We start from the raw sequence: 24,649 nt of genomic DNA, 5'->3' as shown, positions 1-24,649 counted from the left end.
AGCGGGCCCACGCACTGTGCCAGAAGAAAGTTGAAACAATCCTTAGGGAGGGTTCGGAGGCAGTCCATTGGCCGCACGGCAGCGCTGAATATCGCAGGCCGTGGGCAAGGTGCTGCGGTACTCGGCCACCGTGTTCAGCAGCGAGCGGTCGCGCGCATTGCACTGCGCGCCCTTGCCATCGTGGTAGTAAGAGGTGACGTCCACACAGCGGCGTGAATGCGCCATCAGGCCGAAGAAATGGCCCATCTCATGTGAGATCACCATCTGCAAGGTCTGCGCGGCCGGGTGCTTGGGGTTGCGGGTTCGCAGCAGCTGAAAGGCCGCCGCGCTCAGCGCCAGCGTGCGTTGGCTCAGATTCGCCAGGCCGAAGTTGCCCATGCTGCCCGGCTCACTCCATTGCACGACGATGGCCCCGGCCGGCACATCCTCCTGCGCGCCGAGCTGCTGAACCCGGCTCCCCACCCCGCAGGCTGACCAGGCCTGAGAAGCAAGCCGCAAACTATTGAGTACATCGGTCGCACTGAACCAGGCCGGCGCGCCCGCATGCCAATACACAAAGCGCAGCGGCTTGCTCAGGGCCGGGCGGTCGCGGCCATCGCCCCAGGTGGCGATCTCGCCGGGCCGGCATTCGGCAATCTCTTGCTCGCGCACCGAAGGAAGCGTTTGGGCCACGCTGGCGCCGGCCATCCCGCCCAGCGCACAAGCCAAGAGCGCTCGACTAAATCGCACAACCACTCTCGGCGCCCGAGCGCAGCTGCGAACTGCTCAATTGCACGCCGTAGCGTTCCGCCGTCATGTGCGCCAAGATGGCCAGCGCGATCTCAGGCGGCGTGCGCGCGCCGATGTTCAGGCCCACCGGCCCATGCAGGCGCGCCAGTTGCTCGGCGCTGAGATCGAAATGCTCGGCCAGCCGCGCCTTGCGCTTGGCCTGATTGACCCGCGAACCAATCGCACCGACATAAAAAGCCGGGCTCTTCAGCGCCTCCATCAGCGCCAGATCGTCCAGCTTGGGGTCATGGGTGAGCGCCACCACGGCGCTGTGGCCGTCGGGCGCAAAGGCGCTGACCACATCGTCGGGCATCTCGCGGGTCAGCACGCAGCCGGGCACGAAGAAGCCCTCGGCGTATTCCTCGCGCGGGTCGCAAATCAGCACCTGGTAGTCCAGGCCCAAGGCCATGCCGGCCAGGTACTGGGTCATCTGCCCGGCGCCAATGATGAGCAAGCGCCATTGCGGGCCATGGTGGGTGATCAGCTGTTGCTCGCTCAAGCTCAAGAGATCGGCACCGGCCACCGGCACGCTCAATTGCACCGCGCCGCTGGCCAGATCCAGGCTGCGGCAAACGCGCTCACCGCGGTCCAGCCGCGCCAGCAATTCACTGATTTGCGAGGCGGGGCCCAAGGGCTCCAGCATCAGCTCCAAGGTGCCGCCGCAGGGCAGACCAAAGCGGGTGGCCTCCTCGGCGCCGACACCGTAACGCAGCAACTCCGGGCCTTGCAGCTTCAGCGCGCCCTCGCGCACTTTGGCGATCAAATCGTCTTCAATACAGCCGCCCGATACCGAGCCGGCGATCTGCCCGTCGTCGCGCACCGCCACCACCGAGCCCACCGGGCGCGGCGCCGAGCCCCAGGTGCGGGTGATGGTGCCCAAAACCACCCCGTGGCCCTGCCCCTGCCAGGCCGCCACTTGGCGCAAAACATGAAGATCGACGTTATCCATGGCGCCATCCTAAGCGCATCAGCGGGCCGTTTGGGGCGGCTTCTGGCGATCAGGCCTGGTAACGCAAAGCCGCATCAAGCTGGTCCACCAGTTCGGCCCAATCGGCGTCGTCCAGACGCTGACGGCACAGCATCTCCGACTGCGAGGGCGACCAGAACGGCGCCTCCGCCAAGCGGATCTCCGGCGCCAGCGGCGCATGCCGGGTCAAAAAGTCATGAATCCCGGCCGGGTCATTGGGCAGGCCCAGCTGAGCGAACAGTTCGTTGAAGCGGTGATGCGACTTGTCCATGAGGGTTCTACTCCGATTGAGAGGGCATGGTCGCATGTTCCGCTTGCCCGCGTGATGACGGAATAGGCCCGCCCCCTGTCTTGTATCAACTCGAAACAAAACCAGCAGCGGCAAGCCACCCATGTATGGGCATACATGGGGGTAAACGGCGGGTGGCGCCGGTCTTGAGCAGCGGCGACGATGCCGCTGGCCCCAGCGCCGCACAGCACAGCACAAGCACCACTCGAGTGCCGCCCACCAGGAGACAAGCCATGAGCCCGCAAAAGATCACGCTCAAGATCAACGGCAAAGCGGTCACGCGCGAGGTCGCGCCGGATCGCCTGCTTTCGCAACTGCTGCGCGAAGACCTCGCGCTCACCGGCACCCATATCGGCTGCGACACCGGCCAATGCGGCGCCTGCACCGTGCATCTGAACGGCCGCGCGGTGAAGAGCTGTGTGGTGCTGGCCGTGCAGGCCAGCGGCGCCGAGCTCACCACCATCGAAGGCCTGGCCGCCGCCGACGGCACTTTGCACCCGATGCAAGCCGCCTTCAAGGAGTGCCATGGCCTGCAATGCGGCTTTTGCACCCCTGGCATGGTGATGAGCGCGGTGGACCTGGTGCAGCACCATGGCTACCACTCCGAGGCTCAAGTCCGCGAAGCGCTGGAAGGCAATCTCTGCCGCTGCACCGGCTACCAAAACATCGTCAAGGCGGTGCAGCTAGGCGCCACTGGCATGCAAACAGGGAGCAAGTGATGACAACGACCAGCACCCCTCAAGCCGGCCTGATCGGCCAAAGCGTGCGCCGCCGCGAAGACGGCCGCTTTCTGACCGGGCGCGGCCAGTACACCGACGACATCGTGCTGCCGCGCCAGACCTATGCCTATTTCCTGCGCTCGCCCTATGCCCACGCCAGCATTGGCCGCATCGACACCACGGCCGCCGCTGCGGCCGAGGGCGTGCTGGCTATCTATACCGGCGAACACTTCCGCGCCGTGGGTGGCCTGCCCTGCGGCTGGCTGATCAACAGCCTGGACGGCTCGCCGATGAAAGAGCCCAAGCACCCCATCCTGGCCGATGGCAAGGCGCGTTATGTGGGTGACCAAGTCGCCCTGGTGGTGGCCGAGACTTATGAGCAGGCCAAGGCCGCGGCCCAGCTGATTGAAGTTGATTACGAAGAGCTGGTTCCGGTGGTGGACACCGCGCGGGCCAAGAACTTCTCCAGCAGCGTGCACACCGAGGCGCCCGACAACGTCTGCTACACCTGGGGCTGCGGCGATGCGGCCGCCACGGATGCCGCCTTCAAAGGCGCTGCTCATGTGACGCGGCTGGAGTTCCGCAACAACCGGCTGATTCCTAACGCGATTGAGCCGCGTGCCGCGAATGCCAGCTACAACCCCGGCGACGAGAGCTACACGCTCTATGTGGCGAACCAGAACCCGCATGTCGAGCGCCTGCTGATGTGCGCCTTTGTGCTGGGCATCCCCGAGCACAAAGTGCGGGTGGTGGCGCCCGATGTGGGCGGCGGCTTCGGCTCCAAGATCTTTCTCTACGCCGAAGAAACCGCGCTGACCTGGGCCAGCAAGCAGATTGGCCGGCCGATCAAATGGACCGCCGAGCGCAGCGAGAGCTTCCTCACCGATGCCCATGGCCGCGACCACGCCACCGTGGCCGAACTGGCCATGGACGCGAGCGGCAAGTTCCTCGGCATGCGGGTGCACACCACCGCCAATCTGGGCGCTTATCTGTCCACCTTTGCCTCTAGCGTGCCGACGATTCTGTACGCCACGCTGCTGGCCGGCCAGTACACCACGCCGGCCATTTACGCCGAGGTCACCGGCGTGTTCACCAACACCGCGCCGGTGGACGCTTACCGCGGCGCCGGCCGGCCCGAGGCGACTTATGTGGTGGAGCGCCTGGTGGAAACCGCCGCGCGCGAGCTGAAAATCGACCCGGCCGAGCTGCGCCGCCGCAACTTCATCCGCAGCTTCCCCTACGCCACACCGGTGGGCCTGAGCTACGACATTGGCGACTACGACGCCACCTTGAACAGCGTGATCGAGCTGGCCGATGTGGCCGGCTTTGCCGCGCGCCGCGCCGCCAGCGAGGCCAAGGGCTTCAAGCGAGGCATCGGCTACTCCACCTATATCGAGGCCTGTGGCCTGGCACCCAGCAATATCGCTGGCGCACTCGGCGCTCGCGCCGGCTTGTTCGAGGCCGGCGAGGTGCGGGTGCACCCCACCGGCAAGGTCACCATCTTCACCGGCAGCCACTCGCACGGCCAGGGCCATGAAACCACCTTCGCTCAGGTGGTGGCCGACAAGCTGGGCATTCCCTTTGAAGACGTGGACATCCAGCATGGCGACACCGGCAAAGTCTTGTTCGGCATGGGCACTTACGGCAGCCGCTCGCTCTCGGTGGGCGGCACCGCCATCGTCAAGGCGGTGGACAAGGTGATTGCCAAGGGCAAGAAGATCGCCGCTCATTTGCTCGAAGCGGCCGACACCGACATCGAATTTGAAAACGGCGTCTTCAAGGTGGCCGGCACCGACAAGAGCGTGCCCTTCGCCTCCGTCTCGCTCACGGCTTATGTGCCGCACAACTACCCACTGGCCACGCTGGAGCCGGGCCTGAACGAGAACGCCTTCTACGACCCCACCAACTTCACCTACCCCGCCGGCAGCTATGTCTGCGAAGTGGAAGTGGACCCTCTGACCGGCCAAGTGCGGGTGGACCGCTTCAGCGCGGTGGACGACTTCGGCAATATCGTCAACCCGATGATTGTCGAAGGCCAGGTGCATGGCGGCATCGCCCAAGGCATTGGCCAGGCGCTGCTGGAGCATGGCATTTACGACGTGGACAGCGGACAGCTGCTGACCGGCAGCTATATGGACTACGCCATGCCGCGCGCCGACGACCTGCCCAGCTTCCAGGTCCAAACCGCCAAGGGCACGCCCTGCACACACAACCCGCTGGGCGTGAAGGGCTGCGGCGAGGCCGGCGCCATCGGCTCGCCGCCGGCCGTCATCAACGCCATCTGCGACGCGCTCGGGCTGAAAAACCTGCCCATGCCGGCCACGCCCCACACCGTGTGGCAAGCCATCCAGGCCAGCCGCTGAAATCGCTGACAAGCCCTTGACGAGGAACATCCCATCATGAGCAGCTTCAACTTCATTCAAGCCGCCAGCGTGGCGGAGGCCGCCAAGGCCGCGGCCGCCTCGGAGGCCAAGATCATTGCCGGGGGTCAGTCCTTGCTCGGCGCCATCAAGCTGGGCCTGGCCACGCCAGAGTCGCTGGTCGATCTGAGCGCCCTGGCCGACCTGAAAGGCATACGCCTGGACGGCGCCAAGCTCACCATTGGCGCGATGAGTACCCATGCCTCGGTAGCCGCCTCGCGCGAGGTGCAGCAGGCCATCCCCGCGCTGGCCGACTTGGCTGGCCACATCGGCGACCGCCAGGTGCGCAACCGCGGCACGCTGGGCGGCAGCCTGGCCAATAACGACCCCGCCGCCTGCTACCCCGCCGCGGTGCTGGGCCTGGGCGCCACGGTCTACACCGACCGGCGCAGCATCCCCGCCGACGCCTTCTTCACCGGCATGTTTGAGACCGCCTTGCAGCCCGGCGAAATCATCACCTCGGTGAGCTTCCCGGTGCCGGAAAAGGCCGCTTGGCAAAAGTTCAAACAGCCGGCCTCGCGCTTTTCCATCGTCGGCGTCTTCGTCGCCAAGACGGCCGGCGGCGTGCGCGTGGCCGTCACCGGCGCTGGGCCGGTGGTGTTCCGCGCTGATGCGGTGGAAGCCGCGCTGAGCCAAAACTGGAGCCAAGCCGCCACCCAGGGCCTCAGCATCAGCGCCGACGGACTGAACAGCGATCTGCACGGCTCGGCCGAGTACCGCGCGGCGCTGATCCCGGTCTTGGCCGGGCGGGCGGTGGCGGCGGCGCGGTGAGTGCGCTGCCGGCCTCCATCGACGAAACCGCAGCTGGGCTGCTGGGCCAAGGCTATGTGGCGCCGCGTGAGCTGAGCACGGCAGTGTTTCTGGCGCTGCGCTTGCAGCGGCCGCTGTTTCTGGAGGGCGAGCCCGGCACCGGCAAGACCGAGATCGCCAAGGCGCTGGCCGCCCTGCTCGGCCGGCCGCTGATTCGCCTGCAGTGCTACGAGGGCCTGGACCTGGCCGGCGCCGCTTACGAATGGAATTACGCCCGCCAGATGCTGGAGATCCGCATGGCCCAGGGCGAGGCCCGGCAGGCGCTGGCCGATGATTTGTTTGCGCCGCGATTTCTGATTCCGCGCGCCTTGCTCAAGGCCATAGACCCCGCGCAACCGGTCGCGCCGGTGCTCTTGATCGATGAGCTGGACCGCGCCGACGAGCCTTTTGAGGCCTATCTGCTGGAAGTCTTGAGCGACTACCAGATCAGCATCCCCGAGCTAGGCACCATCGCCGCGCCGGCGGGCCGCCCGCCCATCGTCATCATCACCTCGAACCGCACCCGCGAGATTCACGATGCGGTGAAGCGCCGCTGCCTCTACCACTGGGTGGACTTTCCCGATGCGGCCCGCGAGCTGGAGATCTTGCGCCAGCGCGTGCCGCAGGCGCCCGAGGCCTTGGCGCGCCAAATCGTCGCCTTCATCCAGGGCTTGCGCGGGCTGGACCTGTACAAGCTGCCCGGCGTGGCCGAAACGATTGAATGGTCGCGCGCACTGCTGGAGCTGAACGCCCTGGTGCTGGACCCGACCACGCTGCAGTCCACCCTGGGTGTGCTGCTGAAGTACCAGGACGATATCGCCCGGGTGCAGGGCTCCGAGGCGGCCCGGCTGCTGGAGCAGCTGCGGGTGGCAGGTCGTGATTGAAGCTGATACGGCGCTTCCGTCCGCTGAGGCTCACGGTTACTTGGCGGAGAACGTCATGCACTTCGCCCGCGTGCTGCGCCAGGCCGGTATGGCGGTGGGCAGCGACCGAGTCCTGCTGAGCCTGCAGGCCTTGCAGCTGGCGGGGCTGACTTCGCGGCAGGACTTTCACGCCACGCTCGCCGCCTGCTTGATCGACCGAGCCGAACACCGAGCCTTATTCGACCAGGCCTTTCACATCTTCTGGCGCGAGCCCGATCTGCTGGGTCGGGTGATGCGCATGCTCTTGCCGCAGGCGCAGGCCAAGCCCGGCATGCCGGCGCTGCCGGAGAACCGGCGCTTGGCTCAGGCGCTGTTTCCGCATGCACCCGCGCAAAGCCCAGCGCCCGAGCCCGAGCAGCAAATCGAGATTGACGCCCGCCTGAGTTGGAGCGCCCGCGAGCTCTTGCGCCAGCAAGACTTCGACACCATGACGGCGCAAGAGTGGCTCGCCGCGAAGCGCCTGCTGGCGCAGCTGCAACACAGCCTGCTGTTTGAGCAGCGCCCCACCCGGCGCTGGGCCCCGGCCGTGCGCGGCCGCCTGGACTGGCGCGCCAGCCTGCGTGCCCAGGCGCGTGGCGAACGCTTGGCCCTGCCGCGCCAGGCACGCAAGACCAAGGTGGCGCCGCTGCTAATCTTGGCCGATATCTCCGGCTCCATGGGCCGCTACTCGCGCATGCTTTTGCACCTGGCCCATGGGCTGGCCAACCCGATGCAGCACAGCGGCAGTAGCCATGTGCCCAAAGTCGAGAGCTTTGTCTTCGGCACCCGGCTCACCCCTATCACCCGCCTGCTGAAGCAGCGCGACCCAGACCTGGCCGTGGCGGCGGTGTCGCGCCGCGTGCAAGACTGGTCCGGCGGCACCCGCATCAGCGCCTGCCTGCAAGAGTTCAACCACCGCTGGGCGCGCCGCCTCTTGCACAGCGACAGCACCGTGCTGCTGATCACCGACGGCCTGGAGCAAGGCAGCGAGGCTGACCCAGTCTGCGCCGCCCTGGCCTTTGAAGCCGAGCGCCTGCGCCTGAGCTGCCGCCGCCTGGTCTGGTTGAATCCGCTCTTACGTTTTGAAGGCTTCGAGCCCAAGGCCGCCGGCGTGCGGGCGCTGCTGCCCGAGGTCAGCCTGCACCTGCCGGCGCACAATCTGGCCAGCTTGGAAGCGCTGGCGCAGCTGCTGGCCTCGCACCCAAGAAAGCCAAACTCATCAGGCTCATTCACATCATCATGAAGCTCACCGGCCAAGAAACACTGCCCGTCTCGCAAGCCCAAGCCTGGGAGGCGTTGAACGACGCCGCCCTGCTGCAAGCCAGCATCAGCGGCTGCGAAAGCCTCACGCTGATCGGCGAGCATGAGTTCGAAGCCTTGATGACCGTGGCCATCGGCCCGGTCAAAGCCAAGTTCAAAGGCAAGCTCAAACTCGCCGATCTGCAGCCGCCCGAGAGCTACAGCCTGGCCTTTGAAGGCAGCGGCGGCGCTGCCGGCCACGGCAAAGGCACGGCCCAAGTGCGGCTCGAGCCTCAAGGCCCCAGCCAGACCCTGCTGCACTACGAAGTGCAAGCCAGCGTCGGCGGCAAGATCGCCCAAATCGGCTCCCGCCTGGTGGACATGGCCGCGCAGAAGATGGCCGGCGATTTCTTCTCAGCTTTCAATACCGCTTTGCAAGCGCGTTATGGGGTGGCGGCTGCTGCGCCTGTTCCGGCAGAAGACGGAGCGGATGAGGTGGAGAAGAAGAGCCTGTTCCAGCGGGTGCTGGATTGGTATTTGGGGTGGTTGGGAAGGGTGTTTACGGGGAAGGTGTGAGGCAATCGCGGCGTTGGGTGCAAAGCTTGAGCTCCAAAGCAGACTTCGACCACTCGCCATCGGTGCAATTGACGGTGCGCTACTAAAGTCTGAACGGGACCTAACTCCACGCCGATTAAGCATTGCCGATAATGCCCGATTCTTCAATATCGCTCACCAGGGTCTCCCCATGCGATTAGAGCAACTCCATATCCGCAACTACCGCTGTTTTAGGGACCTCACCATTGAGCTCCACCCGGAACTCACAGTGCTGATCGCGCCAAATGGCGCGGGGAAAACTACCGTCTTGGACGCTGCCAGGGTCGCTTTGTGGCCCTTTGTAAAGGGCTTTGATCTGGGCAGCCAAACGGGTAAAGCGGCCAACATTGATCCATCGGATGTACGCCTGTCCAAACAAGCGGAAGGAAACATGGAGCCACAGCTTCCCAGCATGATTGAAGCTGGGGGTCGATGGGCTTCAGCAATGTCGGAAGTGGGATGGGTTCAAACACGTGAAAGCATCAAGACCAGTACCAAAACCCTTGGTGATCAGAGAACCAAGCAGCTAACTGCTTTCGCGGAAGAACTGCAGAAGCTGGTTCGCGAGGGAACAACTCCTGTCACCCTGCCTTTGATTTCTTACCTTGGCACTTCGCGTTTGTGGTTTGAGGGGCGATTTACATCTAATGCGGCAGACACCACACTAGACAAAAATGAATATTCCCGTACGTCAGGCTATCTGAACTGCTTGTCGTACTCGTCTAGCTTCAAGGCATTCACCGCTTGGTATGGCTGGGTATACCGGTCTTACTTAGAGAGTCAAATCGACGCATTTCAACGAAATGCGCCGCTGGATGGAACTGGTCAGCGTTTCGCTCAAACTGTTGAAGTCATCAAGACAGCCGTGGACGCGCTGGTGAAAGAAACTACCGGTTGGCATAGTCTGGAGTACAGCCAGCGCCATAACCAACAGTTGGTGATGCAGCATGACAGCCACGGAATCATGCCCGTTGACAAACTAAGCGATGGTTTGCGGAACGCCATTGCCATGGTGGCTGACCTTGCATTCCGTGCATACAAGCTCAATCCTCATCTAGGCGCCAAGGCAGCACTGGAAACGCCGGGCGTAGCGTTGATAGATGAAGTAGATATGTTCCTGCATCCGTCTTGGCAGCAAACAATCCTAGGCTCTTTGCGCAAAGCCTTTCCAATGTTGCAATTGATTGTCTCGACGCACAGCCCCCAGGTATTAACCAGCGTTGATGCTTCTTGCATTCGAAAACTACATCAACGCGTGAATCCTGAATCAAGTGCTGAAGAGACCCAGATCATGGGAGTAACTCAACAAACCCGAGGTGTGACCAGCGCTGATGTACTGTCATCCATCATGGGCGTAGATCCAATCCCTGACGTCCCCGAAGCTCGCATGGTGTCAACATACCAGGCGCTGATCCAACAAAATCTGCACGACAAAGATGCAGGCTTAAGCTTGCGCCATAAGCTGGAGAAACATTTTGGCAATGAACACCCGGTGATGCTCGAGTTTGAGCGCATGATCCGACTGCAAGCATTCAAGCTCAGGCTGCCTTCGCAATCACTGCCAAGTTTCGATGGGAATGGTTGAATGCAAAAGCTTAATCGGCCATTGGAGATACCCGGGGGCTTAGATCGTTACACCCCTCAAATGCACACATGGTGCATGGCTAGCCCGACGCCAGATGAACGCCAAGCCATCTGGGAAGCGCTCAATACCATGCAAGGACAAAGGTGTGCTTATTGCGAAACCGCACTCAAGACTGACAGCAGCCAAAGACACATTGAACACTTTCGCCAGCGAAGCCGATATCGACTGGGCACTTTTGATTGGAACAACTTGTTCGGCTCGTGCAACCGCATAGAAACTTGCGGCGATCACAAAGATAAGTGCGGTGACTACAACCACAACGACTTGATCAAGCCTGACATTGAGAACCCTGACACATTCTTGGTTTTTGATGCCCATGGTGGCGTTTCTCCAGGAGCAAGGCTTGATGTTGAAGCACAACGCCGCGCCAAAGAGACTATCCGCATCCTCAATCTGAATGGTGGAGGCCTCAGGCAGATTCGAGAAACTGCAGCTAAAGGTTATCTACAGACTCTCGAAAGCTGGGAGCAGATAAGCCAGAGTTTCCCCGAATCAGAATGGCGCCCCTTAGTCGAAGCTGAATTAGTTAATGAATTAGCTATGACGGATCAACTCCCTCACGCAACAGCGATTCGCCACGTACTGTCTCGTGTTGTCGCATAGAACATGAGCTGGTCAGTAGTGTTTATTTGAGCGCATTGTCATTGGGCAATCACGATTCCCCCTCTTGAGGTTCTTGGAAGAAACCCGGGGCAGGCCTTAAATTTTGAAGTCAAACCCTCGCCCTGCATCCAGCCGCCCACAGCCGCTTGGCCCCATGCCAAGTCACCTCCGCCAAGCCCTGCTGAGCCAGCAAGTCTTCAATCGCAGCTTCCTCCAGCGCTTCAGCGGTGAAGCTCTGCGTCCAGCGTTGCCCAAAGGCCTGGTAAGCCAGCGTCATGCTGACCAAGTCCGCTTGCCGCCGCTCCACGGCTTCGGCGATGTACTCGACCCCCGCTCGCTCGCCCAGGTGACCGGGCTTCACGTCGCGCAGCCAAGCCGGGTCATGGCGCTTGAGCCAAAACACGCCGCCAACCGCGAGATGGCGCGCGGCGCAGCGCACAAAGGCGGCGCGCACTTGCGCGTCCGGGTGGTTGATCAAATGGCTGGGCAAGAGCACCACATCGAAGCGCTGCGCCAGCGCCAGTTGCTCGATCGAAGACTGAACGCCGATGACCTCGGCAGGCAGATGGCTCAGCATGGCCGCGGATTCGTCCACACCCACCACCTGATGGCCGCGCGCGGCCAACTGCGCAGCCAGTCGCCCGGTGCCGCAACCTAACTCCAAGACCGAACAGCGCGCGGGCAAGAGCGGCAGGATCTCGTCCAGCTCACCCTGGTAAGGCAAGCGTTGATAAAACTCGACCGAGCAGCCGTCCGGGGTCTGCTCGCCAGGGCCGGAGCCATGAAATTGCGGCATAAGAGCTGCGAAAAGCCAGGAATCAGCGGATGCTAACGCCAGAATGCTGCTGACCCGAGCACACATCTCTCCAGCACAGCTTAGGCCTGACGTTTGAGTTCACCAAGATCCCGGACCCGTTGCCACGGACGGGCGAGGTCAGCGGCCATCGCCCGATACTCAGCGCCCACTCTGACCCAGACCAAGCCCTCCCAAGCCTTGTGCGAGAACTCTTGCCGAATTCGCGCCATGGCACCGCTAAGTGCCCCGCCATGACAGCGGGAATTTTTGGCACATTTGGGGCATGGTCACTCAACAGCCCTCCCTGGTGATGGGCTGAAGCATCATGAGCTCACCCAATTTCCAGCCCTCCATTGCCGTACGCGCCACAACGCGTCTGGTCAGCGTCTTCGCCCTCGTGGTTGGGGCTGGCTGTGGGGGCGGCGGAAGTGGTGGCAGCAGCGCAGCCGGGGGCGCCTCTTCATCTACGACACCTGCGCCTACAGCCCAAGTTCCAGGTGCACCCACCGGTGTAACGGCCAGTCCTGGCAATGCCCAAGTCAGCCTGGCCTTCACGGCGCCGGCCTCTGATGGTGGCGCGGCCATCAGCGGGTACCGGGCCACCTGCACGTTGGGAGCGGTGAACGTCAGCGCCACCAGCACCGCAAGCCCTGCCGTGGTGACCGGCTTGGTCAACGGCAGCAGCTACAGCTGCAACGTAGCGGCCACCAATAGCGTAGGCACCGGGGCGGCATCGAGCGCAATCCAGGCGTTGGCTTCGGCGGTGCCAGCGGTGTTGACCATCACGATGGATACGCCGGCCAACTACATATCGCCCAGCCTGCCGCTGCACTACGACACCGACCTGGCGGCGCAAGACAACAGCCCACGCAATGACCCCGCAACCGACCGCATCGCGACGCTGGGCCGGGTGCTGTTTTACGACAAGGCCTTGAGCATCAACGACAGCGTGTCTTGCGCCTCTTGCCATCAGCAAGCGCAAGGCTTTAGCGATACAAATCGTTTCAGCAGCGGCTTCGCCGGCGGACTGACCACAGCCCATGCCATGCGCCTGGGCAATATCCGCTACTACCGTCCCGGCACCATGTTTTGGGACAAGCGCGCCGCCACCGTGGAGGTGCAGGCGGGCCAGCCAGTACAGAACAGCGTCGAGATGGGCTTTGACAGCGCGCATGGTGGCTTGGCCGCCGTGGAGACCAAACTGCAAGCCCTGCCCTACTACCCCGAACTGTTTCGCGCCGCGTTTGGCGACGTGAACGTGACCGAGGCGCGCGTTCGGCGGGCAATTGCTCAGTTCGAGCGGGCCATGATCAGCAGCAGCAGCCGCTGGGACACGGCCTATGCCACGGTGTATGACGCAGCCCTGCCTGACAAAGGCATCTCCTTGCCGCTGGCCAGCTTCACCGCGCAAGAAGAACGTGGCCGCGCGCTGTTCATGCTGCCGCCGCCGCAAGGTGGACTGGGCTGTGCGGGCTGCCACCAGCCGCCCAGCTTTGCCTTGTCACCGGGTTCGCTCGGCAATGGGCTGGATGCCGGCGAGACGGTGATCTTCAAGTCGCCCAGTTTGAAGAGCGTGGGGCGCTCGGGTGCCTTCATGCACGACGGCCGCTTCAGCAGCCTAGCGCAGGTGGTCGAGCACTACAACGGCGGCGTGCAACTGGGCCCGGCCTTGGACAACCGGCTCATCGCAGGAAACGGCCAGCCGCGCCGCCACAATCTGAGCGGCAGCGACAAGGCGGCCTTGGTGGCCTTTTTGTTGACGCTGGACGATAGCTCATTGGCCACTGATCCCAAGTTCGCGGACCCGTTCCGGCGCTGAGCAGCGCCAGCCCTGCGGGCTATCAGTTCGCAGCCTGCACCCGCCCCGCCAGCCATTCCGGCCGCAAGATGCCAAACACAGCGCCATCCACATAAGCGCCACGAATAAAGATCACGTCGCGCAGCAGCCCTTCGTATTGCAGGCCGGCTTTTTCGGCGATTCGGCGCGAGGCGATATTGGCCGGGTCGGTGTTGCAGCAGATGCGGTGCACCGCCTCGAAGTTTTCGAACAGATAGTCCACCAGGGCGCGCGCCGCTGCGGTGCCGTAGCCCCGGCCGCGCAGCGCCGGGTCGTGGATGCTCCAGCCGATCTCGCGCGCTGTGGAGTAGCAATGGGCAGGGAAGTGCGAGACGCTGCCAATCACCGCCCCGCTCTCATCGCACACCATCAGCCGCTCGCCCGCTTCGCTGGAGCGGCCATCCTCGGCAAAGCGCTTCTTGACCGACTGCTCTCCGCTCAAGCGGCCCGATTCAAACTCGCTGCGCCATTCAGGGCTGCCCGCCAGTTGGATCAGCAGAGGCAGATCGGATTCGCGCACGGGGCGCAGGCTGACGATGCGGCCGGGAGTGGTGGTGGCGGTGTTCATGCGCCCCACCCTAACAGACAAATGACGCGCATCGTCGTGCTTTGATCAGCGCGCCACAAAGCGGTACTCATGCTGCGCATCGCGCATCACCAGCGTGGGCTTGGCGGCCTTGTCGTCGCGCACCAGCTCGAAGCCGGCCTCGCCCGGGTCGATGGAGAAGTAGCTGTGCGTGCCGTCTTCGTTCTTGCGCAGCGCGACTTCGCTGTCCCAGTGGGCGAACTTGAAGATCAGCTTGCCGCCCTTGGCCTTTTTCAGCACTTGCAACGAACCGAGTTCGGGGCTGTGGTAGCGGGCGGCCAGCGGCTTGATGGCCTCAGCCGGCACCGGCAAGGTCAGCAACTCGCGCTGCTTGTCGTTCTCCGCCTTGCGGTTGGCGATGGCGACTTGCAGGCGCTCGTCGGCCTCGGGCTTGCCGTCAAACACCAGTTCCAGCAGCTTGCGTTGCAGCGGGCCGCGCAGCAACACGCCGGCGTCTGAGTTGGTCAAGATAGTCACGCCGATGCCGTATTCGGGCAGCCAGATCATATTGGAGTGAAAGCCCAGCATGTCGCCGCCGTGCGAGGCGACGGTGATGCCGTATTGCTTGTCGATGAAGAGGCCCATGCCGTAATAGGTGTCCTCACCCACCATCACTTGCGGCTTGTAGCGCTCGGCCCAGTTGGGCTCGCTGATCACCACCTTGCCATCGGGGGCGCGGCCCTTGCCGAGTTCCATCAGCACCCATTGGCTGAAGTCACGCGGGCTGGTCCACACCGCACCGGCCGGGCGGGCCGGCACGATGGTGTAGTTGACGTCCATGCTGGCGCGGCGGGTGCTGCCGTCGAAGGCGTCGCCGTGCGGTTCGGCGTGGTTGCCGCTCAGCGCTTGCTTGTAGTCAAAGGTGGTGCGGTTCATGCCCAGCGGCTTGAACAAGAGCTCGCTCATGGCCTGGTCATAGGCCTTGCCCACTTCCAAGCCCGGCTTCAGCGTGGCGGCGGCGATATAGCCGCCCGCGCCCACCATCAGATTGCTGTACTGAAACACCTCGCCGAACTTGGAGGTCGGCTTCATGCCGCTGAGTTGGTCAAAGGTGCTCTTGGCCGGCGCCGCGCCATTGGCGAAGATCCAGTCCAGGTCTTGGCGCGGCATGCCGGTGCAGGCGCAAACCAGGTGCTTGATCAGCACGCTCTGGGTCACCTCAGGGTCGGCCAGCTTGAAGCCGGGATAGGCCTTGGCGGCGGGTTGGTCCCAACGCAGCTTGCCGGCGTCCACCGCCTTGGCGAGCAAACCAGTGGTCATGGACTTGGTGTTGCTGGCGGCCATGAACAAGGTGTCGGCGTCCACCGGCTCGGGCTTGCCTAAAGCGCGCACGCCCAGGCCGCCGGCCCAGACCAGCTTGTTGCCGTCAATAAAGCTCAGGCCCACGCCGGGCACGTCCAGCTTCTTCATGCCATCGGCGACAAAGGCCTTGAGCTGCTCGACCCGCTCGGGCGTGAGCGGCTTGGCGCTGCGGCCGGCAAAGCTCTCGCGCTCATAGCCCTTGGGCCGCAGGCTGGTGTAGAACTTGCCAATCGGTGAGCCGCGTTTTTCCAAAGTGGCTTGCGAGGCTTGCAGCAGCAAGACCACCCAGCCGCCATCGATGCTGGAGCGCCGCGCCAAAGCCTGGATCACCAGCTTCTCATTCGGCGAGGTCTCATAGTCAAACACCGACTGGTCCACCCAGCCATTGCGCTTGGGCCGCGGCGTGGCCAGCAACAAAGTGCGTTTGAAGTCAGGCTGCACCTGCTGCCAGGCCTGCGCCACGGCGTCCGCGGCGTCCTTGGCCTGGTCCTTGCCCAGCTCCACCACGTTGACCGTGGCATCGCCCTCGGGCGCGGTGAGGCGCAATAGCGAGCCGGTCTGGCTGATCGCAAACGCCTCCGGCGGTGTGTAGCTATGGCCGGCCGAAGTGGTTTCGGCCTGAGCCCCCAAAGCGAAACAAGCGGCCAAGGCCGACACGATTAGCAAACGACGCATCAGAAGAGCTCCCATTGTTGGATGCGGCGATGTTAGAGCGAGGTGGCTGGGGGTGGCAGTGGTCATACCCTGAGGACCTTGGGGCCAGCACTCGAACGGACATCAACCCCGATTGCCTTTGCACTCAGGCCCTGCTACACCCCTCCCCCATGCAACGCTTCTTCACCACTACCTTCCGCCCCTTCTTCCTGCTGACCGGCGCCATCACCGCTGGCGCGGGAGGCTTGGCCTTTTTGCCCGAGTGGACGCTGAAGACGATTTTTCAGCTGGACTATGTGCCGGCCTACACGGTGCTGGCGCAGCACTGGGGCGCGATGGTGGGCCTGGTCGGGTTGGCGATGTTGCTGGCGGCGCTGCGCAGCGAGTGGAGAGCGCCCATCCTGGTCTTCGTGGGGCTGGAAAAAGCCTGCATGGTGCTGCTGGTGCTCTTGCACTGGGGCGAGCCGGCCAGCGCGGGCTTTGTGGGCGGCGCGCTGATGGATGCGCTGGTGTCGCTCTACATCTTGGGCTACTTCTGGAGCCAGCAGCGCCGCTGATTCAGCATTCGCCCCCAGCAGCGCAAGGCCTTGAAGTGCGCCCCTATACTGCCGCCCATGTTGCGCCGCTGGTTCATCGTTGTGCTCTTGGCAATCTGCCTGCCGCTCCAGGGCTCTTTGGCCATGGCGCTGGGCTATTGCTTGCATGAAGACGATACCAGCACCAGCACGCAACAGCCCGTGCATGCCGGTCACCATGAGCATCAGCATGCACAGCCCAGCAAGGCCAGCAAGCCGCTAGACCAAGGTCAACAAGGCCAAAAGAAGGCCGCGGCCGAAGCCGCCTCGCTGGACCATGGCGACTGCGCGCAATGCCATTTCGCCTGCAATCTGGGTGTGCCCAGCGACTGCGCCTCGCAGTTTGCGCTGCTGCGCGAGACCCTGCGCCCGCAAGACGCACCGCCGCGTGCCGGCGTGGCGCCCGATGCGATCGAGCGCGTGCCGCTTGTCGCGCCGACTTCAGCCTCGTTCTGAAGCCGGCCACGCGCAGCTCTCCATTCAGTTTCTTTTTGTGATTCGTCCGCCTTCGACTTGAGGCGGAGCACTTCCTGCGTGTTTGTTTCGCTCGCCGGCTTCTCCCGTTTCGACGTTCACGGAGAAGTCCATGTCTTTACGACGACCTGTTTTTTTGAAGCAGCCCTGGCCGGCCCTGGCCTTGGGCTTTTGTCTGGCGCTGCCCAGCCTGCCGCTGCGCGCCGCTGAAGCACCCGCAGCCCCTGAAGCCACGGCAAACCAAGCCGCGATCAACACCTTGGCCGAGGCCCTGGCCCAGGCTTGGCCGCGCCATCCGGCAGCACGTAGCGCCAGCGCGGCGCAGGCGCTGATCGCCCAGCAAACAGAAACCGCCGAGCGCTGGCTGGCGGCCCCGCCCAGCCTGCAACTGTCACGCCGCAGCGATGGCTGGGGCGGTGCAGCGCAAGGCCTGCGCGAGGACGAAGCCGCGCTGGAGTTGCCACTGCGCTGGCCGGGTGAGCGCCAGGCCGAGCGCCGCAGTGCCGAGGCCCAAGGCCATCAATGGAGCCGCGCCCAAGCCGCTGCCCGTTGGGCCTTGAGTGGCGAGCTGCGCGAGGCCTGGTGGGCGCTACGCCTGGCTGCCACCGAGCAGACGGCGGCCGAGCAGCAGCTGGCCAATCTGCAAGCACTGCGTGCCGATGTAGAGAGGCGCCTGAAGGCCGGCGACCTGGCCCGCTTGGACCTGAACCAGGCCTTGTCGGCCGAGCAAAGCGCTCAAGCTGCGCTGGCCGAGGCTCAGGCGGCAAGGGCTGCAGCGCAAAGCGCCTGGGCCTTGCTGGTGGGTTCCGCCAGCACCGGACCAGAGTCGCCGGACTCGGCCTTTGACCCCGCCAGCGCTGAGACGCCCGCTGCGACGTCGACCTCGACCTCGACCCAAGAGCATCCGGCCTTGAGCCTGCTGCAAGCCCGATATGCGCTGCTGAGCGCCCAGCTGGCGCGCGCCCGAGCGGGCAGCTACGCCGGCCCCACCGTGGGCCTGGCCTTGCTGCGCGAACGTGGCTCCAGCCTGGAGCCCGCCGCCAATAGCGCACGGTTGACGCTGCGCCTGCCGCTGGGGCGCCAGCCAGAAGCCGGGCTGCAAGCGGTCCAGCTCGCCGCCGAACGGGCCGAACTTGAGGCCGAGATCGCGCTCTTCAGCGAACGCCAAGCCGCTGCCATCGCGCAAGCCCAACAGCAGATGGCGCGCAGCGCCGAGCAGGCCGCGCTGGCCCAAAGCCGCCAGGCCTTGGCTGCCGATAGCTTAGGCCTGCAGCGCCGCGCCTTCAGCCTGGGCGCCATCGACCTGCCCACCCGGTTGCGCGCCGAAGCCGACAAGGCCCAGGCCGAGCTGGCCCTGGCCCGCGCCCGCATCGAACAAGAGCGCAGCGCCTCGCGCCTGAGCCAAGCCCAAGGCATGACGCCATAAAGCCATAAAGCCATGAAGCACGCCGACCTTTTCAAAAAATTTCCCATTGCCATGAAACCCACTCGCGCCGCCGGCCCGCTGCTGGCCACCCTGCTTTTTTCTCTGACACCGCTGCTCTCGCAAGCCCATGGAGACGGCGACCATGATGACGAGCCAAAAACCAAGAAGCCCGTTGCGGCCGCCGCTGCCCCCAGCGACAAACCCAGCCGCCAGCCCGATGGCAGCGTGCATCTGCCCACCGCCACGCAAACACAGCTGGGCATTCGCAGCGAAGTCGCCGAGCTGAAAAGCCTGCCGCGCAGCGTCAGCCTGAATGGCCGGGTGCTGATGGACCCGAACGCCGGCGGCAAGGTGCAAGCCTTGTTCGCCGGCCGCATCGAAGCCGGGCCACGCGGCCTGCCCGCCCTGGGCCAAACGGTGCGCAAGGGCGAAACCCTGGCCTGGGTGCGCGCCAGCCTGAGCCCGTCAGAAAAGGCCAGTCTGAGCGCCACCTTGGCCGAGCTACGCTCGCAAGAAGCCCTGGCGCAAAACAAGCTGGCACGGCTGCAGCAGCTCGAAGGCAGCGTGCCGCAGCGTGAGATCGAGGCCGCCCGGCTGGAGCTGGACGGTCTGCGCCAACGCCTGAAGGCCCAGGCCCAGGCACCACAAGGTGGCGAGCCGCTGCTGGCCCCAGTCAGCGGCGTGATTGCGGCCCGCCATGTGGTGGCCGGCCAGGTGGTCGATGCCAAAGAGGCGCTCTTTGAGATCGTCGACCCGGCGCGATTGATCGTCGAAGCCGATGCCTTTGATGCCGCACTGGCTGGGCAGGTGGGCGGCGCCCATGCCTTGTTCGGCAGCGGTGACAGCGCCAGCAGCCTGCCGCTGCGCTTTGTCGGCGCGGGCCTCAGCCTGCGCGAAGGCGCCCTGCCCCTGCAGTTCCGCACCAGCGCGCAGCCAAGCCAGAACGCGACACCCTTGGCCCTGGGCCAGACGCTGAAGGTGCTGGTGCAAACCCGCCAGAAGCTGGACGGCATTGCCGTGCCGCAAGCCGCCGTGGTCAAGAGCCCCAGCAATCTGGACATGGTCTGGGTGCAGTCCGGGCCGCAGCGCTTTGAGCCACGGCCGGTGCGCTGGGCGCCGCTGGATGGCGCCCGGGTGAGCGTGCAAGAAGGCCTGAAGGCCGGCGAGCGCGTGGTCGTGCAAGGCGCATCGCTGTTGCGCCAAGTGCGCTGAAACCAGGAGTCAGGACGATGTTTGCTTGGCTTTTGAATTTCTCTTTGCACAAGCGCCTGATGGTGCTGGTGGCGGCCTTGGCCCTGATGGGCTTGGGCATTTTGGTTCTGCAGCGCACGCCGGTGGATGTGTTCCCCGACCTGAATCGGCCGCAGGTGACGCTGCAGATCGAGGCCGGCGGCATGGCCCCCGAGGAGGTGGAGCAGCGCATCACCTTGCCGCTGGAGGCGGCCATGGGCGGCCTGCCCGGGGTGGAGTCGGTGCGTTCGGTTTCTTCGGTGGGCTTGGCCTTTGTCTACATCAGCTTTGGCTGGGACACCGAGATCTACCGCGCCCGCCAGATGGTGTCGGAGCGACTGGGCAGCGTGCGCGAGCAGCTGCCGGCCGGCATCAGCCACGCCGGCATGGGGCCGGTGAGCTCCATCATGGGCGAGATCATGCTGATCGCGATTCCCTACGAATCCAAACCCTCATCCCCCGGGACCACTGACGCGATCAAGCCGGAATTCGCCACCCGCGAATACGCCGACTTCGTGCTGCGCCCGCGTCTGCTGGGCCTGCCCGGCGTGGCCCAGGTGATCCCCATCGGCGGCGAGCTGCGCCAGTACCAGGTGCAGCCGGATGCCGCGCGCATGGCGGCGCTGGGCGTGTCGCTGGATGCGCTAACGACAGCCCTGCGCGGCTTCTCAGGCAATAGCTCGGGTAGCTATGTGGAGCTGGGCGGCCGCGAGGTGCTGATCCGCCACATCGGTCGCGATGGCGGCGCCCAAGGCCGGCTGCAAGACCTGCAGCGCCTGCCGGTGGCTTATGCCAACGGCCGGGCGATTCTGCTCGAGCAAGTCGCCCAGGTCGGCTTTGCACCGGCCCTGAAACGCGGCGACGCCGGCTTCGGCGGCCGGCCGGCGGTGATTCTGGGCGTGCAAAAACAGCCCGGCGCCGACACGGTGGCACTGACGAAGCAGATCGAGCGCGCGCTGGAAGAAATGAAGCCGGGCTTACCCGCCGGCATCTCGGCGCCGCAAGTGAGCTTTCGCCAGGCCAGCTTTATCGAAGCCTCGATCGGCACGCTGCAGGGCAAGCTGATCAGCGCGGCCGTCATCGTGGCGGTGGTGCTGTACTTCTTCTTGGCGAATGCGCGCACCACGCTGATCTCGCTGGCCGCGATTCCGGTCTCGCTCTTGATCACCGTGCTGGTGCTGCGTTACTTCGGCTTGTCCATCAACACCATGACGCTGGGCGGCCTGGCGATTGCGCTGGGCGAGCTGGTGGACGACGCGGTGGTGGGGGTGGAAAACACCTTGCGCCGCTTGAAGGAGAACCGCCAGTTGGCGCGGCCACAGCCAGCACTGCCGCTGATCCTGAAAGCGACGCTGGAGGTGCGCTCGGCCATCGTGTTAGCGACGCTGATCATCGTGCTGGTATTCCTGCCGCTGTTCTTCTTGCCCGGCATTGAGGGGAGACTCTTCATGCCGCTGGGCCTGGCCTATATCGTCGCCATCTTGGCCTCGATGTTGGTCAGCGTGACGCTGACGCCGGTGCTGGCCTTCTACCTGCTGCCGCAGATGAAGAGCCTGGACCATGCCGAGCCCAGCGCGGTACGCTGGATCAAGCGCCACTACGAGCGCGCGCTGAGCTGGGCCTTGGGCCATGGCCGTTTGATGCTGGGCGTGGCCGGGCTGGCGGTGCTGCTGGCCGCGGCCAGCGTGCCCTTCTTTGCCCGCACTTTTTTGCCGCCCTTCAATGAGGGCGCGGTGCTGGTCGGCTTGCGCCTGAACCCCGGCACCACGCTGGAGGAATCGGTGCGCATCGCCAAGCAGGCCGAACTGGCGCTGGCCGAGGTGCCGGAGGTGGCGCATGTGGGGCGCCGCTCGGGCCGGGCCGAGTTGGACGAGCATGCCGAGGGCGTGCACACCTCCGAGTTGGACCTGAAGATGCGGCCCAGCCAGCGCAGCAATGAGGCGGTGTACGCCGATATGCGCGCGCGTTTGGCGCCCTTGCCGGCCTCGGTCAGCATCGGTCAGCCGATCAGCCACCGCATCGACCACATGCTCTCGGGCGTGCGCAGCCAGATCGCGCTGAAGCTCTATGGCGAGGACCTGGACCTCTTGCGCGCCGAGGCCGAACGCCTGCGCGCGGCGCTGGCCGGCATCCCTGGCCTGGGTGACTTGGAAATCGAAAAGCAGGTGCTAACGCCGCAATTGCTGGTGCGCGTGGACGCAGCTGCCGCCGAGCGCCACGGCTTGGCCCCCGCTCAGTTGCTGGAGCAATTGCAGACCCTGGTGGCCGGTGAGCAGTTGGCCCAGGTGGTGGAGGGCAAGCGCAGCTTTGGCCTGGTCTTGCGCCTGCCCGAGTCGGCGCGTGGGCCGGAAGCACTGGCCGGGCTGATGATTCAGACCCCGGCAGGCGCGCTGCCTTTAGCCAGCTTGGCGCGCATCGAAGAAAGCGATGGCCCGAACCAGATCCTGCGCGACGAGGGCAAGCGCCGCATCGTGATCTCGGCCAATGCTTCGGAGCGGCCTTTGTCCGAGGTGGTGGCCGATATCCGCCAGGTGTTGGCCGCGCAGACCTTGCCGCCGGGCTACTTCACCGAGCTGGGCGGGCAGTTCGCCGCGCAGGAAGAAGCCAGTCGTTTGATCGGGCTCTTGTCCATTGCCTCGGCGGCCCTGGTCTTGATGCTGCTGTACAGCCGCTACCAAAGCATGGCGCTGAGCCTGTTGATTATGGCGAACGTGCCTTTGGCCCTGGTCGGCTCGGTCTTGGCGCTGTGGATCTCGGGCCAGCCGATGAGCGTGGCGGCGCTGATCGGCTTCATCACCCTGGCCGGCATCTCCACCCGCAACGGCATTTTGAAGATCAGCCACTACGTCAATCTCTGCGCCTTCGAGGGCCAGCGCTTTGGCACGGCCATGCTGCTGCGCGGTTCGCTGGAGCGGCTGACGCCGGTCTTGATGACGGCGCTGGTGGCGGCCCTGGCGCTGGCGCCGCTGTTGTTTGAAGCCGAGCGGCCCGGCACCGAGATCTTGCACCCGGTGGCGGTGGTGATCTTCGGCGGCCTGATCAGCTCGACGCTGCTGGACAGCTTCTTGACGCCGGTCTTGGTGGCGATGTTCGGTCGCCCTGCGATTGAGCGCCTGGTCGGCCAGATTGCCGATGAGGGCGCGCAAGGCAAGGCGGTGGAGGCCTTCTAATCCCCCATCTCAGCGGGTGGGTTGGCGGCCAGCAGCACTGGCCGCCACGCCCGCCCCAAGGCCTGGGTGGCCCGGCGAATCTCCGCCGGGCCTACGGTGGCAAAGCCCAGCGTCAAGCCGGCTAAGGCGCTGTGCGCCGGTAGCCCGCCCACCTGGGCCAGGCTGCCGATCTCAATCCCGGCGGCCAGCGCAGCGCGGTGCAGCTGCACTTCCATAGCGCGGCTGGGCAGCGGCAAAAAGGCCTGCAGCCCGGCATCCACCGGCTGCAGCTTCAGCTGCGCCGCCCAAGCCGGCGGCAGCTGTGGCAACAAGAGCTGGCTCCAGGCCTGCATCAAGGCATCACGCCGCTGCCGCGCACCGCGCCGCATGCGCCGCACATGGCGCAAGAAATGGCCCTCGGCCATGAAGTCGGCCATCACCACCTGATCGGCAATCGACGACTGCCGATCCAACATCGAACGCAGCCGCGCCAGCTTGGGCACCCAGGCTTTGGGGGCCACCAGATAGCCCAGGCGCAGGCCCGGAAACAAGAGCTTGGAGAAGCTGCCGATGTAGAGCGTGCGCTGCTGCGCGCGGGCATCCAGCGCAGATAGAGGCGCCAGCGGCAGGCCGCTGAAGCTGTACTCGCCGTCGTAATCGTCTTCCAGAAGCCAGGCCTGATGCCGCTCGGCCCAATCCAGCAAATCGAGCCGGCGCTGCAAAGGCATAGCGACGCCGGTCGGGTATTGGTGCGAGGGCGTGATGTAGAGCAGCTTGAGGGCCTGAGCAGTGCCGGCACGGCCCAAGGCCTCCAGCGCGCCGACCCGCAGGCCTTGCTCGTCCACGGGCACGGGCAGCACGGTGGCACCACTCAAACCCAAGGCCGCTGCCGCAGCGCGATAGCCGGGCGACTCCATGCCGACCCGGTCGCCCGGCTGCAGCAAGGCCAGCGCCGCCATGGCAATGGCCTGTTGCGAACCGGCGGTGACGATCACCTGCTCGGCGCTGCAGGGCAGGCCGCGCGAGTGGCTCAAGTAACTAGCGATCAACTCGCGCAGGCGTGGCAGACCGGCGGCTTCCGAGTAGCTGAGGCTGGCAAGTTCATGCTCAGGCGCGCCCTGCCGAATGCCGCGCGCCTGACGGCGCCAGAAGCGCGCTTGCAGCCGCGACCACAGCGGATGCGGGAACAGGTCCAACGCCGGCAGGCCATAGCGAAAGGCACGCGGTGTGGGCGGCGCCACCGGGGTGGGTTCGTAGTCCTGCAGGCGCTGCCAGAGCGGCGTGCTGGGCTCGCTGGCGGCGGGTGGCTGTTGCCGCTGCGATGCCCCGCTCAACTTAGCTGCGGTCGCCTGCGGCAAGCCCTCGATCGCCGCCACAAAGCAGCCCGCGCCCAGTCGGGTCAGCAAGCAGCCTTCGCTGCTCAGTTGCTCATAGGCCCGCACGACCGTGTTGCGCGAGACGCCGAGTGCGCGCGCCAAATCACGGCTGGTTGGCAGCTGGGCGCCGGCCGTCAACTCGCCTTGCAAGATCTTGGCCTTGAGCTGTGCATGAATCTGCTGGCTCAAGCCCCCGCCCGCCACCAAGCGCAAGCCGGTCGCGTCAAAAGGCAATGGGGCATGTGCCGGCGCGTTTGAAATTGGATCCATTGAATTGATCAAAATTGGATCTTTCATCGTACCAAGGCC

21 protein-coding genes are annotated in these 24,649 nt (G+C 64.9%); 14 read left to right on the top strand and 7 right to left on the bottom strand.

The annotated features are described in order from the left end of the window. Window positions 1-42 precede the first annotated feature (42 nt). From LNV06_RS11605 to LNV06_RS11595, 3 genes are read right to left on the bottom strand one after another with little or no spacing between them, the layout of a single operon-like run. Window positions 43-729, bottom strand: coding sequence for a zinc metalloprotease (locus LNV06_RS11605; RefSeq protein ID WP_263538445.1), 687 nt, complete (start codon window positions 727-729; stop codon window positions 43-45). Further along, window positions 719-1,717 carry an XdhC family protein gene (locus LNV06_RS11600; RefSeq protein WP_263538444.1) on the bottom strand — a complete coding sequence of 333 codons (999 nt, stop codon included), beginning with the start codon at window positions 1,715-1,717 and terminating at the stop codon, window positions 719-721. Before LNV06_RS11600 ends, LNV06_RS11605 begins: the two co-directional genes overlap by 11 nt. 49 nt (window positions 1,718-1,766) lie before the next feature. After that, window positions 1,767-2,006: a DUF2789 domain-containing protein gene (locus LNV06_RS11595; protein ID WP_263538443.1), complete on the bottom strand. Its 240-nt coding sequence runs from the start codon at window positions 2,004-2,006 to the stop codon at window positions 1,767-1,769. A gap of 251 nt (window positions 2,007-2,257) precedes the next feature. Here LNV06_RS11595 and LNV06_RS11590 point away from each other — a divergent pair, with 251 nt between their 5' ends. From LNV06_RS11590 to ptuB, 8 genes are all read left to right on the top strand, one after another. Beyond that, a complete protein-coding gene (locus tag LNV06_RS11590) occupies window positions 2,258-2,743 on the top strand; it encodes a (2Fe-2S)-binding protein (RefSeq protein WP_263538442.1) in 486 nt (161 codons plus the stop codon). Beyond that, a complete protein-coding gene (locus tag LNV06_RS11585; RefSeq protein WP_263538441.1) occupies window positions 2,743-5,106 on the top strand; it encodes a xanthine dehydrogenase family protein molybdopterin-binding subunit in 2,364 nt (787 codons plus the stop codon). The genes LNV06_RS11590 and LNV06_RS11585 overlap by 1 nt, the downstream gene beginning before the upstream one ends. Before the next feature lie 36 nt (window positions 5,107-5,142). After that, window positions 5,143-5,934, top strand: coding sequence for an FAD binding domain-containing protein (locus LNV06_RS11580; protein ID WP_263538440.1), 792 nt, complete (start codon window positions 5,143-5,145; stop codon window positions 5,932-5,934). Window positions 5,935-5,939: 5 nt separating this feature from the next. Beyond that, window positions 5,940-6,836, top strand: coding sequence for an AAA family ATPase (locus tag LNV06_RS11575; RefSeq protein ID WP_263539128.1), 897 nt, complete (start codon window positions 5,940-5,942; stop codon window positions 6,834-6,836). Between the two features lie 55 nt (window positions 6,837-6,891). After that, complete coding sequence (locus LNV06_RS11570; protein WP_263538439.1) at window positions 6,892-8,097, top strand: vWA domain-containing protein; 1,206 nt, start codon at window positions 6,892-6,894, stop codon at window positions 8,095-8,097. After that, entirely contained in the window at window positions 8,094-8,669 is a 576-nt protein-coding gene (locus LNV06_RS11565) for an SRPBCC family protein (protein WP_263538438.1), read from the top strand. Before LNV06_RS11570 ends, LNV06_RS11565 begins: the two co-directional genes overlap by 4 nt. Before the next feature lie 169 nt (window positions 8,670-8,838). Continuing rightward, the gene (locus LNV06_RS11560) at window positions 8,839-10,272 is read left to right on the top strand and encodes an AAA family ATPase (protein ID WP_263538437.1); all 1,434 of its coding nucleotides are present in this window, start codon (window positions 8,839-8,841) and stop codon (window positions 10,270-10,272) included. Continuing rightward, window positions 10,273-10,935 (top strand): retron Ec78 anti-phage system effector HNH endonuclease PtuB, encoded by a 663-nt coding sequence (ptuB, locus tag LNV06_RS11555; RefSeq protein ID WP_263538436.1) that lies wholly within the window; start codon window positions 10,273-10,275, stop codon window positions 10,933-10,935. Between the two features lie 109 nt (window positions 10,936-11,044). On the opposite strand, the gene LNV06_RS11550 is transcribed toward ptuB, so the two are convergent. Then, on the bottom strand, window positions 11,045-11,731 hold the full coding sequence (locus tag LNV06_RS11550; RefSeq protein WP_263538435.1) for a class I SAM-dependent methyltransferase: 687 nt from the start codon (window positions 11,729-11,731) through the stop codon (window positions 11,045-11,047). A 325-nt stretch (window positions 11,732-12,056) separates the two neighbouring features. Between LNV06_RS11550 and LNV06_RS11545 the strand changes: the two genes are divergently transcribed. After that, window positions 12,057-13,550, top strand: coding sequence for a cytochrome c peroxidase (locus tag LNV06_RS11545; RefSeq protein WP_263538434.1), 1,494 nt, complete (start codon window positions 12,057-12,059; stop codon window positions 13,548-13,550). Between the two features lie 22 nt (window positions 13,551-13,572). Here LNV06_RS11545 and LNV06_RS11540 read toward each other — a convergent pair whose 3' ends face one another. Continuing rightward, complete coding sequence (locus tag LNV06_RS11540; RefSeq protein ID WP_263538433.1) at window positions 13,573-14,136, bottom strand: GNAT family N-acetyltransferase; 564 nt, start codon at window positions 14,134-14,136, stop codon at window positions 13,573-13,575. 45 nt (window positions 14,137-14,181) lie between these two features. Further along, window positions 14,182-16,131 (bottom strand): serine hydrolase domain-containing protein, encoded by a 1,950-nt coding sequence (locus LNV06_RS11535; protein ID WP_263538432.1) that lies wholly within the window; start codon window positions 16,129-16,131, stop codon window positions 14,182-14,184. Window positions 16,132-16,280: 149 nt separating this feature from the next. Between LNV06_RS11535 and LNV06_RS11530 the strand changes: the two genes are divergently transcribed. The 5 genes from LNV06_RS11530 (at window position 16,281) to LNV06_RS11510 (ending at window position 22,985) form a co-directional block, all read left to right on the top strand. Continuing rightward, entirely contained in the window at window positions 16,281-16,667 is a 387-nt protein-coding gene (locus LNV06_RS11530; RefSeq protein WP_263538431.1) for a hypothetical protein, read from the top strand. Between the two features lie 57 nt (window positions 16,668-16,724). Beyond that, window positions 16,725-17,141, top strand: coding sequence for a hypothetical protein (locus LNV06_RS11525; RefSeq protein ID WP_263538430.1), 417 nt, complete (start codon window positions 16,725-16,727; stop codon window positions 17,139-17,141). Between the two features lie 130 nt (window positions 17,142-17,271). Further along, window positions 17,272-18,585: a TolC family protein gene (locus LNV06_RS11520; RefSeq protein WP_263538429.1), complete on the top strand. Its 1,314-nt coding sequence runs from the start codon at window positions 17,272-17,274 to the stop codon at window positions 18,583-18,585. A 51-nt stretch (window positions 18,586-18,636) separates the two neighbouring features. Further along, window positions 18,637-19,797 (top strand): efflux RND transporter periplasmic adaptor subunit, encoded by a 1,161-nt coding sequence (locus LNV06_RS11515; RefSeq protein ID WP_263538428.1) that lies wholly within the window; start codon window positions 18,637-18,639, stop codon window positions 19,795-19,797. Window positions 19,798-19,814: 17 nt separating this feature from the next. Further along, entirely contained in the window at window positions 19,815-22,985 is a 3,171-nt protein-coding gene (locus LNV06_RS11510) for an efflux RND transporter permease subunit (RefSeq protein WP_263538427.1), read from the top strand. Here LNV06_RS11510 and pdxR read toward each other — a convergent pair. Further along, window positions 22,982-24,610 carry a MocR-like pyridoxine biosynthesis transcription factor PdxR gene (gene pdxR / locus LNV06_RS11505; protein ID WP_263538426.1) on the bottom strand — a complete coding sequence of 543 codons (1,629 nt, stop codon included), beginning with the start codon at window positions 24,608-24,610 and terminating at the stop codon, window positions 22,982-22,984. The two genes, LNV06_RS11510 and pdxR, sit on opposite strands and share 4 nt — an antisense overlap. Window positions 24,611-24,649: the final 39 nt, after the last annotated feature.

It is taken from the genome of Paucibacter sp. Y2R2-4 (assembly GCF_025717535.1).
Lineage (GTDB): Bacteria > Pseudomonadota > Gammaproteobacteria > Burkholderiales > Burkholderiaceae_C > Paucibacter_A.
This window is presented reverse-complemented; position numbering and strand designations above follow the sequence as displayed.

Bases quoted from the DNA above. Each gene is read 5' to 3' on its own strand.
- LNV06_RS11600 (WP_263538444.1), bottom strand. From the start codon at position 1,717: ATGGATAACGTCGATCTTCATGTTTTGCGCCAAGTGGCGGCCTGGCAG.
- LNV06_RS11595 (WP_263538443.1), bottom strand. From the start codon at position 2,006: ATGGACAAGTCGCATCACCGCTTCAACGAACTGTTCGCTCAGCTGGGC.
- LNV06_RS11590 (WP_263538442.1), top strand. From the start codon at position 2,258: ATGAGCCCGCAAAAGATCACGCTCAAGATCAACGGCAAAGCGGTCACG.
- LNV06_RS11585 (WP_263538441.1), top strand. From the start codon at position 2,743: ATGACAACGACCAGCACCCCTCAAGCCGGCCTGATCGGCCAAAGCGTG.
- LNV06_RS11580 (WP_263538440.1), top strand. From the start codon at position 5,143: ATGAGCAGCTTCAACTTCATTCAAGCCGCCAGCGTGGCGGAGGCCGCC.
- LNV06_RS11570 (WP_263538439.1), top strand. From the start codon at position 6,892: ATGCACTTCGCCCGCGTGCTGCGCCAGGCCGGTATGGCGGTGGGCAGC.
- LNV06_RS11565 (WP_263538438.1), top strand. From the start codon at position 8,094: ATGAAGCTCACCGGCCAAGAAACACTGCCCGTCTCGCAAGCCCAAGCC.
- LNV06_RS11560 (WP_263538437.1), top strand. From the start codon at position 8,839: ATGCGATTAGAGCAACTCCATATCCGCAACTACCGCTGTTTTAGGGAC.
- ptuB (WP_263538436.1), top strand. From the start codon at position 10,273: ATGCAAAAGCTTAATCGGCCATTGGAGATACCCGGGGGCTTAGATCGT.
- LNV06_RS11550 (WP_263538435.1), bottom strand. From the start codon at position 11,731: ATGCCGCAATTTCATGGCTCCGGCCCTGGCGAGCAGACCCCGGACGGC.
- LNV06_RS11545 (WP_263538434.1), top strand. From the start codon at position 12,057: ATGAGCTCACCCAATTTCCAGCCCTCCATTGCCGTACGCGCCACAACG.
- LNV06_RS11540 (WP_263538433.1), bottom strand. From the start codon at position 14,136: ATGAACACCGCCACCACCACTCCCGGCCGCATCGTCAGCCTGCGCCCC.
- LNV06_RS11535 (WP_263538432.1), bottom strand. From the start codon at position 16,131: ATGCGTCGTTTGCTAATCGTGTCGGCCTTGGCCGCTTGTTTCGCTTTG.
- LNV06_RS11530 (WP_263538431.1), top strand. From the start codon at position 16,281: ATGCAACGCTTCTTCACCACTACCTTCCGCCCCTTCTTCCTGCTGACC.
- LNV06_RS11525 (WP_263538430.1), top strand. From the start codon at position 16,725: ATGTTGCGCCGCTGGTTCATCGTTGTGCTCTTGGCAATCTGCCTGCCG.
- LNV06_RS11520 (WP_263538429.1), top strand. From the start codon at position 17,272: ATGTCTTTACGACGACCTGTTTTTTTGAAGCAGCCCTGGCCGGCCCTG.
- LNV06_RS11515 (WP_263538428.1), top strand. From the start codon at position 18,637: ATGAAACCCACTCGCGCCGCCGGCCCGCTGCTGGCCACCCTGCTTTTT.
- LNV06_RS11510 (WP_263538427.1), top strand. From the start codon at position 19,815: ATGTTTGCTTGGCTTTTGAATTTCTCTTTGCACAAGCGCCTGATGGTG.
- pdxR (WP_263538426.1), bottom strand. From the start codon at position 24,610: ATGGATCCAATTTCAAACGCGCCGGCACATGCCCCATTGCCTTTTGAC.